14 protein-coding genes are annotated in these 13,042 nt (G+C 50.5%); 5 read left to right on the top strand and 9 right to left on the bottom strand.

Going from position 1 to position 13,042, the window contains the following annotated elements; translation table 11 throughout:
• Positions 1-55 precede the first annotated feature (55 nt).
• Positions 56-220: a hypothetical protein gene (locus BC351_RS42130; protein WP_158082027.1), complete on the top strand. Its 165-nt coding sequence runs from the start codon at positions 56-58 to the stop codon at positions 218-220.
• Positions 221-401: 181 nt separating this feature from the next.
• Entirely contained in the window at positions 402-1,010 is a 609-nt protein-coding gene (locus BC351_RS09305) for a DUF3298 and DUF4163 domain-containing protein (RefSeq protein WP_079411047.1), read from the top strand.
• Here the strand turns inward: BC351_RS09305 and BC351_RS09310 are convergent.
• Positions 1,007-2,032, bottom strand: a complete 1,026-nt coding sequence (locus BC351_RS09310; protein ID WP_079411049.1) for a TRM11 family SAM-dependent methyltransferase — start codon at positions 2,030-2,032, stop codon at positions 1,007-1,009. The genes BC351_RS09305 and BC351_RS09310 overlap by 4 nt on opposite strands.
• A 41-nt stretch (positions 2,033-2,073) precedes the next feature.
• Positions 2,074-2,964 (bottom strand): LysR family transcriptional regulator, encoded by an 891-nt coding sequence (locus BC351_RS09315; RefSeq protein ID WP_079411051.1) that lies wholly within the window; start codon positions 2,962-2,964, stop codon positions 2,074-2,076.
• A gap of 124 nt (positions 2,965-3,088) precedes the next feature.
• On the opposite strand from BC351_RS09315, the gene BC351_RS09320 reads away from it, so the two are divergent.
• The gene (locus BC351_RS09320) at positions 3,089-4,159 is read left to right on the top strand and encodes a branched-chain amino acid aminotransferase (RefSeq protein ID WP_079411053.1); all 1,071 of its coding nucleotides are present in this window, start codon (positions 3,089-3,091) and stop codon (positions 4,157-4,159) included.
• 94 nt (positions 4,160-4,253) lie between these two features.
• On the opposite strand, the gene BC351_RS09325 is transcribed toward BC351_RS09320, so the two are convergent.
• From BC351_RS09325 to BC351_RS09345, 5 genes are all read right to left on the bottom strand, one after another.
• Positions 4,254-4,691: a YkvA family protein gene (locus BC351_RS09325; protein WP_079411055.1), complete on the bottom strand. Its 438-nt coding sequence runs from the start codon at positions 4,689-4,691 to the stop codon at positions 4,254-4,256.
• A gap of 46 nt (positions 4,692-4,737) precedes the next feature.
• The gene (locus BC351_RS09330; protein ID WP_079411057.1) at positions 4,738-5,106 is read right to left on the bottom strand and encodes a hypothetical protein; all 369 of its coding nucleotides are present in this window, start codon (positions 5,104-5,106) and stop codon (positions 4,738-4,740) included.
• Between the two features lie 17 nt (positions 5,107-5,123).
• On the bottom strand, positions 5,124-5,378 hold the full coding sequence (locus tag BC351_RS09335) for a hypothetical protein (protein ID WP_079411059.1): 255 nt from the start codon (positions 5,376-5,378) through the stop codon (positions 5,124-5,126).
• 514 nt (positions 5,379-5,892) lie between these two features.
• Positions 5,893-6,768 carry an N-carbamoylputrescine amidase gene (gene aguB, locus BC351_RS09340; protein WP_079411061.1) on the bottom strand — a complete coding sequence of 292 codons (876 nt, stop codon included), beginning with the start codon at positions 6,766-6,768 and terminating at the stop codon, positions 5,893-5,895.
• A gap of 10 nt (positions 6,769-6,778) precedes the next feature.
• A complete protein-coding gene (locus BC351_RS09345; protein ID WP_079411165.1) occupies positions 6,779-7,813 on the bottom strand; it encodes an agmatine deiminase family protein in 1,035 nt (344 codons plus the stop codon).
• Positions 7,814-8,050: 237 nt separating this feature from the next.
• Here BC351_RS09345 and BC351_RS09350 point away from each other — a divergent pair, with 237 nt between their 5' ends.
• Positions 8,051-8,686 carry an FMN-dependent NADH-azoreductase gene (locus BC351_RS09350; protein WP_079411063.1) on the top strand — a complete coding sequence of 212 codons (636 nt, stop codon included), beginning with the start codon at positions 8,051-8,053 and terminating at the stop codon, positions 8,684-8,686.
• 240 nt (positions 8,687-8,926) lie between these two features.
• Here BC351_RS09350 and BC351_RS09355 read toward each other — a convergent pair whose 3' ends face one another.
• Positions 8,927-9,661, bottom strand: coding sequence for a metallophosphoesterase family protein (locus BC351_RS09355; RefSeq protein ID WP_079411065.1), 735 nt, complete (start codon positions 9,659-9,661; stop codon positions 8,927-8,929).
• A gap of 20 nt (positions 9,662-9,681) precedes the next feature.
• Positions 9,682-11,643 (bottom strand): dihydroorotate dehydrogenase, encoded by a 1,962-nt coding sequence (locus BC351_RS09360; RefSeq protein ID WP_079411067.1) that lies wholly within the window; start codon positions 11,641-11,643, stop codon positions 9,682-9,684.
• Positions 11,644-11,824: 181 nt separating this feature from the next.
• Between BC351_RS09360 and hmpA the strand changes: the two genes are divergently transcribed.
• The gene (gene hmpA, locus BC351_RS09365) at positions 11,825-13,039 is read left to right on the top strand and encodes an NO-inducible flavohemoprotein (RefSeq protein WP_079411069.1); all 1,215 of its coding nucleotides are present in this window, start codon (positions 11,825-11,827) and stop codon (positions 13,037-13,039) included.
• Positions 13,040-13,042 lie beyond the last annotated feature (3 nt).

Here is a 13,042-nt window from a genome sequence, read left to right on the forward strand (position 1 = left end):
TATGGGGATTGCGAGACATACTTAGTTAGTTGAAACTTAGAGGAGGTGATCTTACATGTCAACGAACAACAGTGATGATGTGGTGAGCCATGCCATTAATGCCGCTGAGGCGAATGCAGAAGACAGCCAGTCCAAACAGCAAGTGGAGGAACTAAGTGCCTTGCTTCAGAATGAAACAACGAACTCCGCTGTCGATGAAGATTCATCTGAACAAGCGTAATTCGGATTATTTCTTTTACAATCGTCTCGTCGGCTCCTATAGCTTTGTGGAAGCCAGCGTAAAAAAGAGCTTTTCCGCTAGGTCTTAAACGACCGTGGAAAGGCTCTTTTTATTGGTGTAATGAACTAAACGCCCATCCACCGAATAAAATTATAGTAAAAACATTGGGATGGATGATGACATGGACGGATTGGATCACCCCGTTAGTATACAAACCTATCGAGTGCAGCGCAATAAATTGAAATTGTTATACCCCGCAGTCGTAAACCACACCCCTCAAGCAGCCCAACATGCCATGAACACGACTATCGTCAATGCGGTCAACAAGCAGCTTCGCGAGCAAGGCTACCCGAAAAATCCGCTAACAGACGTGACCGCTTACTTCGAGCTCAAAACGAATGAGCGCAATGTGCTTAGTTTGACTTTGTGGAATTACGCCTTTTCGGGTGGGGCTCATGGACTGACAATTCAACACGGATTAACGTTTAATACAGAGACTGGCAAGGACTACGCTCTGAAAGAATTGTTTAAACCACACAGCAATTATGTCGGCAAGCTCAGTGCCCTTATTCAAGCCGAGCTCAAAACACGGGATATCCCCCTGTTAGTTGAGTTCAAGGCCATACGTCCGGATCAGGATTTCTACATCGCGGATAAGTCTTTGGTCATTTTCTTCCAGGTCTATGAACTGGCTGCTTATGTGTACGGTTTTCTTTATTTTCCTATTTCCGTGTATGCCCTTCAGGACATCATTGAAGAGGATAGCCCTCTGGGTAAAATGCTTTATTAAAGGCAAACGATTATTTGCCTATTGAACTTGCCTTTGTGAACGAGGCAGCGCTCTGCGATCCGGAAGCCTGCTTTCGCAAGAAGCGGATCAATCTGCTCCGTCGTAATGATAACGGCGCGGTCCGCCAAACGGCGAGCGGACTGGAGCATTTCGAGCTGCTCCTCCTCCGGCAGCTTCGAGCAGAGATTATACGGCATGTCGAGGATGAGCGCGTCATAGCGGCTTGGCAGGTCGTTCGGTGGAACCTGAACCTGATCAGGAGCAGAGGCAGCCGCGAATGTGTGTGGCAGCGGGGACAGGGACTCATGAGCGTCTGCCGTTGCCAAGCCCAGCGTCCGCATGTCGGCGATGCGCACCACATCCGGCATGCCGAAGTGGGCGAGATTCACCCGCGCGCCGCGCACTGCCAGCGGGTTCAGGTCTGTACCCACGATGTCGATCCCCATCGACATCGCCTCGATCAGCACCGTGCCGATGCCGCAGCACGGGTCAATCACCTTCGTGCCGGCTGCATCCGGCACGGCAATGTTGACCACCGCCCGCGCTACGCGCGTGTTCAGGGCGGTGGAGTAGTTCTGCGGCTTCTGCTGATGCTGAAGCCAAACGGCTTCGCCGTAGCTGCAGTCGCCGAACAACCACCGGCCTCCCAGCTCCGTCACGGCGAACCACTGCTCCGGCCGTTCCAGCTCCGCTTTGCCGCGGAGCTGCCGGCCTATTTCGCGTGCGACCTCACGCTGGCGGTCCGTAGGGACCGCAGCTTCCGTCTCCGCGAACACGACCTTGAACGTTGACCCTCGCGGGGGCAGCGTCTCTACCTGCGAGGCCAGCTCCGGCAAGCTGCCGGCCTCGAGCAAGACACCGAGCCGCAGCTTCAGGAACGGGCTGCGGCTTGGCTCCACTTTGCGTGCGCTAACGGCGCAGCGCGCACCGATAACGGCATCTGCGCCCAATAGCGAGCGCAGCTCCAATTGACACAGCGCCTGCTCGTCTTCGTGACAAACATAGGTATAAATATATTCCATGGCATATCCCTCATTTTACATGTGACTTACTTGGTTGTTTCTCAGTAGATTGTGGCATCGTCAAGAAATTGGTGTTTCAACTGCTTCATAAACGTATCCGTCGTTTTGCATAAATACATGTCCTTACGGTATACGATCCCTACATCCTTCTGCGGAACAGGATCGACAATCGGAATACAGATGATCTCACTGCTGCGGATACTATCCACATACGAGCCTGGCAAAATCACCCCGACCACATTCTGTTTAGCCATCTGGAGCAAAGACTCCAGCGTTGAGAGCTCAAGTATCGGCTTCCATTCAAAGCCATTCTTTTTACAGCATTCGTCCATCAATTGCCGTACATAGAACTTGCCTGGCATCATCGCGACAGGAAGCTGAACGAGCTCTTCCAGTGGAATCGCTTGGGCCTGCGCAAGCGGATGCTTGTCAGAAACAACAAACAGCAGCTTCTCATTATACAAGGGGATGCAAGCCAACTGCTCATCTTCATCAGGCAAAAAAACAACGCCAATATCGAGCTGGTTATTCAGCAAACCATCCTTGGTTTCCTCCGTGGCAAGCTCGGTTACGGACAGCTCGATCTTCGGATACTGGGCATGAAAGGCCATAATGGTAGCTGTCAGCAAATGATTCCCGGAGCAGCCAATCCGCAGCTTGCCCCGCTGCATCCCCTGAATCTCATTCAACGCCGCTTGCGCTTGATCCAATTCATGAAAAATATTTCTGCTATGCTTCAGGAGAATTTCTCCGGCTTCCGTGATATACACCTTTTTGCCAATCCGTTGAAAAAGCGGAGAGCCCACCCGATGCTCAATCAAACGAATCTGTTGGCTGAGCGTGGGCTGACTGATGCCCAATTTCTCCGCTGCTCTAGTGAAATGCAATTCCTCGCATACGGCAATAAAATATTCTAATAATCGATACTCCATTCTTGCCACCACCGATCATAGCTATTACCTATGATGTTAATTGATAAATCGGAATTGATCAATGATTGAAATTTCTCTATAGTAGAAGGAATACTTTCATGGGAACGAAAGGCGGTTATTCGCGATGTATGGAACTATTCGGATCGAGCGCAATCCCTCTTGCAAAACTAAGCCTGGACAAGAAGAGAACCTAGGATTCGGGCGTCATTTTACTGATCATATGTTTATTATGGATTACGAGGAAGGTCAAGGCTGGCATGACCCCCGCATTATTCCTTACGGTCCACTGTCTCATGACCCTGCTGCTATGGTTTTTCACTACGGGCAAGCCGTGTTCGAGGGGCTCAAAGCTTTTCGCACAGATAAAGAAGATATCGTTCTTTTCCGTCCCGACCAAAACGCGAAGCGCCTTAACCGTTCCTGTGAACGGCTGAGCATGCCCGCTCTAGATGAGGAATTCGTCGTTCATGCCATTCAAAGTCTTGTACGCCTAGATGCCGAATGGGTGCCTCGGAAAGAGGGATCCTCCCTCTATATTCGCCCTTTTGTTATGGCGACTGAAGCCGGATTGGGTGTGCGGGCTTCGTCACGCTACTCGTTCATTATCATTATGTCGCCCGTTGGCGCTTACTATGAAGAAGGTCTTCAGCCTGTTAACATCTTGGTCGAGGGCCATTTTGCCCGAGCTGTCCAAGGCGGCACAGGCAACGCCAAAGTTGCAGGAAACTACGCAGCCAGCCTCAATGCGCAAGCTGTTGCCAAAGAAAATAACTGCGCCCAAGTTCTCTGGCTTGATGCCATCGAGAAGAAATACCTCGAAGAAGTGGGCAGCATGAACGTCTTTTTCAAAATTAACGGAGAAGTTGTGACCCCTAGCCTTAGCGGCAGCATTCTCGAGGGGATCACTCGCAAGAGCATCATCCACCTGTTGAACGAGTGGGGCATTCCCGTGAAAGAACAAAAAATCGCCATTGACGATATCGTAGCCGCCTATGAGAACGGAACGTTAGAGGAAGCCTTCGGAACTGGAACTGCCGCGGTTGTCTCTCCGATTGGCAGCCTGCTGTGGCAGGGCAAATCGATGGTCATTAATCAGGGGAACATCGGTGAGCTGGTTCAGCGCCTTTACGACACGATTACGGACATCCAGTTTGGACGTACCTCAGATACTCATAATTGGTTAGTTTCCTGCTAAACCGCTTGAAACATCATAAATAAACAAAAAGCTCCATTTCCACTGCTTGTGGAAACGGAGCTTTTTGGCGTTGCAACGGAAGTCGAAATCACGTTTACTTCCCAAGGTCCATACCCGACATCGCGGGGTCCTTGTCTTTGTCCGCTACGAGCTGCCCGTCAATATCAATAATATCTTTGCTGCTCATCACTTCATCACCTAGAAAATCCCGCAGCTTGCTCTTCGCTTTACGCTTCACGTCGTCATCAATGCTCTTGGCAACCGCAGCTAACGCTAGTCCAAGCACACTCAAATCATCGACATAGCCAATAACCGGCAGCAAATCAGGCACGATATCCAGCGGCAGAATGAGATAGCCCAGCGCTCCATAGATTTGTACTTTGGCTCTGAGCGGAGTTTTCGGACTCTCCACCGCATAGAAAAGCAGCAGTCCACTGTAGATCACTTTACTGCCTGCTTTTTTGGCCCCTTTTTTGAGCTTGGACCAGAAGCCGTCGGTCGAGAAATATTTTTCATATTTAGACGGATCCATCTAACGATCACTCCAATCATTATTGGCTAGCATCCTGCCAGATTCATTATTTCTGCACTTTCGCTAATTCATAGCCTGACAGCCACTCTTCGCTGGTCGCCCACTGTTTGACAGGGTTTTGTTCGCCTAGAATTTCGGCACAGGCATAGGCCATGATCCATTCCTTGAGTCCGCTGCTTTCGCTAGACTTAAGAGTTTTGACTAAATATTCAAGCCCAGCATCGCCGTAGCTGATTATATCATCACAGGCTTTCTGTTGATTGGCCATGTAGACACCAGGATTGCTGGAAGCCTGCGACTTCGTATCCGTCGTGATGGTTAAAAGATCCGCTTCAATGGCTTGACCTATATCTTTGGCGCAGCCCGTTAGAAACAACAAGAGCGCACCTACAGCCAGCAATAACCTTATCTTCATCCCACCAACCTCCCGTCTCAATCAGCCATCCCCAGAATCCAAGTAATCAGAAAAAGGAATGCAGGAACCCCTAGTGTAACAGACAACAGGCTTCCCCAAAATAAAGGTGTGCGAAGCAGCTCTATTAGGAAATCAGATACTCTATTATTAGACGTATTGCTGCCTACTTTACGCAAGCTTTCCTGCAAAAATTTATGCACATACGCTTCATTGTGATGTTGGAGTTTATTCCAAATTTCATCGTGCAGAGCCTTATTATCCGTTCCCTTCATAATTAGCAGCAGCCCCTTTATCGAGCATTTCAATTATATACCAATTATACCACTTAAAGCGGATTGGAGCTAACCATCGCGCTTGCGAGCCGCTGCCTGGCTATAAGTACATTTTTCGGCGTTAAAGTGGAGATGTGGCACTAACTGAGTGTAAGAACCTGCGAATATGCAGGAATTTTCAGGAGAATTCGATAAAAAAGTGGAAATTCCTGCAATAGTGCAGGTATTTTTGTCTTTTCCAGCCATTGATGCAGAAAAAGCCTAAAAAAGATGCACAATCGCAGGAATTTCATGATTGAGGCTGTCCCCTGAGCAAAAAGGATGCTTATTTGCAGGTTTATACAAGCAAGCAACTAGAGCAGGAACAAGACTGCCTCATGGCAGTGAGAAAGCAAAAGGGAACTGCCCTCAAGTAGGTTAATCTACTTAGGAAACAGCTCCCTATGATGGCAATCAAACCAAAAATTATTACTATGACACCCGAAACCCGTTCAGCAAATGTACAAAATGCCGATTACAGCACCTGATCTCCATCATAGGTACCAATCTTCTTGTATAGATCCGGACGACGGTCGCGGAAAATCCCCCACTCAATTCGCTGAATTTCCAGCTGATCAAGATCAAACTCAGCGACGAGCACCGTTTCTTCGTCGCGGCCAGCTTCTTCAATCAAATTGCCCTGCGGGCCTGCAATGAACGATGAGCCATAGAAGTCGATGCTGGAATCTTCATCCACTTCCTTGCCGATTCGGTTGGATGCGATGACCGGCATGAGATTGCAAGCCGCATGGCCGCGCATGCACATTTGCCAGTGATCCTTGGAATCGATCGATCCATCCTGCGGCTCGGAGCCGATTGCCGTTGGGTAGAACAGCAGCTCAGCTCCCATAAGCGCCATAACGCGGGCCGCTTCCGGGTACCACTGGTCCCAGCATACGCCTACGCCGATTTTGGCGTAGCGGGTTTTCCAAACTTTGAACCCGGTGTCACCAGGATTGAAATAGAACTTCTCTTCATACCCCGGACCGTCCGGAATATGGCTTTTGCGATACGTGCCCATCACTTGGCCATCTGCATCAATAACGGCAAGCGAGTTGTAGCGCGCATAGTTCTTTTTCTCGTAGAAGCTGATCGGCAGTACGACCTGCAGTTCTTTGGCAATCTCACGGAAGTGATTGATCGCTTTATTGTTTTCAAGCTCGGTTGCGTAACGGTAGTAATCGGCCTTCTCTTTTTGGCAGAAATAAGGCGTCTCAAAAAGCTCTTGAATCAAAATAATTTGCGCACCCTTAGCGGCTGCTTGACGAACCAAGGCCTCAGCCTTGCGAATGTTTTCATCTATGTTATCGGAACAGCTCATTTGTGTCGCTGCTACTTTGACGTTTCTCAATGAAAGTCACCTACCCTTTCTGGCTTGCTGGCATTTGCTGTGTTGTGCAGTGGACATTGCCACCCTCTTTGATGATAGACATGCCGTTGATTTTGCGGATTCGGCGATCCGGGAAGGCCGCGCTCAGCACTTCTTCAGCCTTGCGGTCTGTTTCTTCTGCTGTTCCGCCAAATACCGGCAAAATAATGCCGCCGTTCACGAAATAAAAGTTCAAATAGCTGAGCGTTAACCGCTGCTCCTCAAAGAAGGTAAGAGGGGGCTGCTCGATTTGGATAATCTCAAAAGAGCGTCCTTTGGCATCCTTAGCATGACGTAAAATTTCTAAATTTTCTTGTGTGATCGCATAGTTGGCATCCGACGGGTCGTTGCAGACTTGCAAAATCACCTTGCCGGGAGCTGCAAAGCAGGCGATATTATCGACGTGACCGTCTGTTTCATCCCCGTCCAACCCTTTGTTCAGCCAGATGATCTTCTCTACGTTAACGAAATCTTTCACGTATGCTTCGATCTGCTCGCGGCTCAAATCCGGATTGCGGTTCGTGTTCAGGAGACATTCTTCCGTCGTCAGAAGCGTGCCTTCTCCATCCACATGAATGGACCCGCCTTCCATGACCAGCGGAGCGTCAAAACGCTTCACCCCATGATGCTCGAGGATTTGCGGAGCGACGTTGTCATCCAGATCCCATGGCGCATATTTGCCGCCCCAAGCGTTGAACTTCCAGTTCACAGCCGCGATTTCCTGCTGCTCATTCAGCAAGAACGTTGGCCCGTTATCGCGGAACCAAGCATCATTGTGCTCGATCTCCAGAAAATCGACATTGCTCTCGGTAAAACGTGCTTTCACTTGCTCCGCTTCCGCAGGATTCACAACCACGGTCACAGGCTCGAACTCAGCAATCGCTTTGACCAGATCCTCATAGCCTTTGGTCACCACTGCGTGATCTTCAGGGTAGACCATGGAATCTTGCACGGGCCAAGAAATGAACGTTCTTTCGTGGGTTGTCCATTCGGCTGGCATTTTATAGTTTGCATCTGTAGGTTTCATCATCATCCATCTCACTTTATATAAATTTGTCAGTAGACTGTGTAGCGTAGACATCAAAGAATAGTGCCAAATGCACCGTCTTTCATCATAACCCAAAAGGAGCTTAGGCTCAATGCAAATCCCTTTACAAATTTAGCAAATGTGCGGATTAAGACGAAAATCTTGATGCATAGTTTGCCGGCTTTTAATGAACATTATAGAGGTTCAAAAGCCCACCATAAGAAAGGAAGATCAACTTTGGCAACGATTTTATACATCACAGCGCATCCGCACGATCACCAAACTTCCTACAGTATGGCCGTAGGTAAAGCTTTCATTGACGCTTATCGGGAAGCTCATCCGAGCGACGAAGTAATCCCTCTCGACTTGTACAGCATCGCTGTCCCTCACATTGACGCCGATGTGTTCAGCGGATGGGGGAAACTGCGCGGCGGCCAAGACTTTTCAACCTTAAGCCAAGATGAACAAAACAAAGTCAGCCGGCTCGGGGAATTAACCGATCAATTCGTCGCAGCGGATAAATACGTTTTTGTCACACCGATGTGGAACTTTTCTTTTCCTCCGATTATGAAGGCTTATCTCGACTCCCTGTGTATGGCCGGCAAAACATTTAAATATACGGAAGCAGGCCCTGTCGGCCTACTGCCGGGCAAAAAAGCACTGCATATCCAAGCCAGAGGCGGTATTTATTCAGAAGGACCGGCAGCCGCCATGGAATCCGGACACCGCTACATCGGCATTATTATGGGATTCTTCGGCATCACGGATTTCCAAGGACTGTTCGTAGAGGGACATAATCAATTCCCTGACAAAGCAGCGCAAATTAAAGAAGAAGCCATTGGCCGCGCGAAAGATTTGGCAAGAAACTTCTAAGGATAAAAAAAAGGGCTGTTCCATAGTAGATCAATCTACTTGGGGATAGCCCTTTTTTTGTATTTCTTTGATGCGCTCCACTTCACAGGAGCAGATTTCCGAGTATTTGAGAGCAAATAAGAGGCTTTAAAGGCTCCTATTTCGCTCAAACGCCCGCTTTTAAAGTAGATAGAAGGCTCTTGGGGCTCCTGTTCTCTACCTGAGGCACATCTTCGGGCGTTTGACAGCAAATAACGCTGGTTACGTTTTTTTCCTGCCGCGATATTGCCCTGTGCGCAATTCCAGGATGTAAGCTTCGGCATCAGGCATCCCTTCATCTTTAGCCTGCTGTACAGCCAGTTCGATGTCGTACGGAATTCGCACGTGCTGAAGGTTGAAAGCACCAGGCTCCTCACTGTGATAATGCCCCTCGAGAAGCACATAGGAGGCTTGCGTAATATCCAAGGGATTGCCTACGCTTCCTGTGTTAAACAGCATTCTGCCATTCAGAATCTGCAGGTAAGCGTTGTGAACGTCCCCATAGCCTGCTACATCCGCAGGCCGCAGCTCTCCACAAAACTCCGAGGCTTCAAACATCGACAAGCGGCTCTCCATCGAATCCCAAGGCTGAATGCGTTCATACACACTTCTAGGCGAAGCATGAAACAGCCTTACAAATTTCCCGCTCATCCAAAACTCGTAGCAGAAAGGCAGCCCTTTTAAATACGCGATCCGTTCCTTGCCGAGTCTATCCTGCTGCCACAGAAGTATAGCGTCCTTCGTTGGATTTCCGATGAAATCATCCCAATTTCCCATGATGACCACATCGCAATCTTCACGTACCCGATCCACGGCTTTTTCGGAATGGGGGCCCTTGCCTATCAAGTCTCCGAGACAAATGATTTGTGTCACAGCCCGCTGCTGAATATCCTTCATCACGGCTTCATATGCAGGCATATTGCCATGGATATCGGAAATAATCGCTAGCTTTTCCACAAGCCACACCTGCCTTTATGTTAAAATTGTTCGTTCGTTCTCGTAACGCGGGCATACTTGCCTGCGCTGCTGACCAGAAACGGATACAACAAGTACAATCCAATTCCGTATAGCATGACAGCTATGTAAACTGGAAGCAAATGAATGAAATCCATATAGCCAATGTGAAAATGAATCAGCAGACCAGCCGTAAATCCGGGTAATCCGCCCCAGAGAAACGTCCACCAAAGCCAGCTTTCGCCTTGCCCTACTCCCCAAAGCGCAGAGGCTGTAATCGCTACCGCGAGGGAAAAGAGGGCTCCGCCAAAACCAGCTCTGTCATGCGCAATAAGCGGAATAAGTTGATTGTTCCAAGCCGCCAGTTGTTCGGCTGTGAGGCCTATATAGACTAAATCTGTGTCCACAAACACATTCGTAATCCCCACGAAGGATATCGTCAGACCGCCGATGGCCAGGCCACAACCGAGTACAACGAAGCAGCACTGCCCCCACTGCGCTCTGCGCCAAACAGCGTCGTTGAGCAAGCCAGGCGGCTTGCGTGAAGGATAATCCTTCAAGCCGCGCATGGTGAGCAGCAGCATCGGCAGAAGTATCGCCGCGACTGTGGCATGAAGAGGATCGAAATAGCCATAGCCAAGATAAAGGAAAAAGCTGCTGAATCCTACGGCGCATGAGGTGATAACCGCCGTCCGCGCCCAGTGCAGCCCGCTTCGCAAGCCATGCCGAGCCAGCTGCGAATAGAAGATGCCAATCGAGATCATCGTCCCCGCCAACGTTATGCGGTCATGAGACATGAAATGTATAATATGCCCGTTAAATCGGTTTATGACACTTCGGCTCACGCCGAGGAAGGTTTCATCATAAGGCAGGAGCACAGTCGTTGAGGCAATAAGCCACGCCAGCACGCCGCCAACCATCATGCCGATCCCAAGCAGGTTCATCCAGCCCCAATTCGCCCAGAATGAAGGCGGAATCTGCTCCTCAGTGTGCTGAATGCGATCATATATAATCGCTTCATTAATTCGCTTAGGCAATCCAGGCCCTGCATAGACCAGCCCGCTGTGCAGCTGAACGCTATTCGCGCCGGCTGCCAACAGCTCAAGAGCGTCCTGCGGCTGGTGAACTCCGCCAGCCGCTACGATGCTGCTCGCCTCGCCAAGCGCCTCGCGGAGCAGCCGAACCCGCTCCAGCTGCGCGGCGAGCGCCTCCGCTCCGCCAACGCGCATGCTGCGGGTGCCCGCGTCGCGCTGCGCTTCGCCCACGACAACACCGCTGTAGCCTGCGGCTGCGGTGTCTACAAGTTCACGCAGCATCCCGATGGGATATTGCTGCGGCACGTACAGCAGCAGCGGCTTCCCCTCAGCCGCTGCCTGCCCGAGCTGGCGCACCTCGTCGAGGTACGCCAAGACCTCTTCCGATGGCCAGCCTTCGGCGAGGCCATCGATGTAGAAGCCCGCCGCGTACGGCGCCAGCTTCTCCAGCAGCTCCTGCTGCTGAAGCAGCGCCTCGCGCGGCGAGCTGCCGGGCATCGGCGTGAGCCGCACGAAGTGCGGCAGGCGATGCCCTGTGCCCTTGCGCAGGCGCGCGACAATCGCGTCGGCGCCGTCATTCGCATAGCCATCGGGATAGACGATGGCTTCTTCTTCGGCGATGCGCGTGATTGGCGCATCGCTGTGCACGGCTCGGACCGTCACAGGTCCGAGCTCGATGAAGCCGATCCCGAATTGGGCCAGCGCCTTGTGCGCCGTCCCATGGGGATCGAGGGAACTGCTTAAGCCGATCGGGCAAGCGATCGGCACGCCAGCCAGTTGATCTTCCAAGACAGGCGACAGTTCCATATGCCCCATCGTCTTGATCACGAACGTGCCGCCCGGGATGCGGCTTAACCCGCCAATGGCATGGAGCGTCCAGTTTCGAGCTATTCGCCCTGGCAATCGAAACAGCAACGGACGAAATATCGCATGGTAAGACCAATCCGGCATCGAGACACTCCCGTTCCTGACAAAATGGAAATTTCTTCATTCTAGTATAACGCGAATACCGCGAGGTGCAACAGACACAGTTTGTTGGCTTTTCCTGTGATTACGATCACAAAGCCTAAGCTTTATTTTCGATATACTTGCCTCATCAACAGAATCTTGCACATAAGTGAGGCGAATAGCTATGCTGAGTCAACGCACAATTGAAGTCATTAAATCTACGGTTCCCGTTTTAGAAATCCATGGCACGGCCATTACTACACGCTTCTATGACATGCTTTTCACGGCGCATCCGGAACTTCTGCATATTTTCAATCACGCCAACCAAAAACAAGGCAAACAGCAAACTGCCTTAGCCAACGCCGTTTATGCAGCCGCCCTGCACATCGATCGATTAGAGATGATTCTGCCGGTGGTGAAACAAATCGCTCACAAACATCGCAGCTTGGGCGTGCAAGCCGAACATTATCCGATTGTCGGCAAGTATCTCCTTGCGGCTATTAAAGATGTACTCGGAGATGCCGCTTCGGAAGACATTTTACAAGCTTGGGGAGAAGCTTACGGTGTTATTGCAGATGCTTTCATCGGTATTGAAGCAGATATGTATGAACAAGCGAAGTCACAGGCAGGAGGCTGGGCCGGTTTCAGACCATTCCGAATAATCCAAAAGGTAAAAGAGAGCGATGTTATCACCTCTTTCTATATAACACCACTTGATGGCGGAGCATTGGCTGCTTTTGAGCCGGGGCAATATATCAGTGTGAACGTGCAAATCCCAGGCGAAGAGCATGCGCATATTCGGCAATACAGCCTCTCCGATGCTTCAGACAAGCCTTATTACCGAATCTCGGTTAAACGGGAAGACGCCATCGCAGATCGTCCTGCCGGAAAGGTTTCCGTGTATCTCCACGAGCAGAAGGAAGTCGGCGATATCCTCCCTATTTCGGCTCCAGCAGGCGATTTCACACTCGATCAGCAGGATTCCCGCCCTGTTGTGCTGATTAGCGGCGGTGTTGGGCTAACGCCTATGGTCAGCATGCTGAACACCCTGGCAGTAACGAAGCCGGCTCGTCAAGTCACATTCATTCATGCCGCTCGCAATGGCCAGCTTCATGCCTTCAAGCAGCAGGTCGAGACTATCGCCCAGCAGCATTCGAATTTGAGCATCCATTGGTGTTACGAGAAGCCGAACGAGCAGGACCTAACCGAACAAGCATTTCATAAACAAGGCTACATCGACCTGAACTGGCTGCAAACCGTCGTCCCTGCCAAAGAAGCCTGCTACTATTTCTGCGGACCTGTCCCCTTCATGAAAGCGATCAATGGCGATCTTCTCGAGTGGGGTATCCCTGCGGAAGATATTCATTACGAGTTTTTTGGCCCTGCCGGAAGCTTGTAGCTC

Source organism: Paenibacillus ferrarius (assembly GCF_002027705.1).
Taxonomy (GTDB): domain Bacteria; phylum Bacillota; class Bacilli; order Paenibacillales; family NBRC-103111; genus Paenibacillus_E; species Paenibacillus_E ferrarius.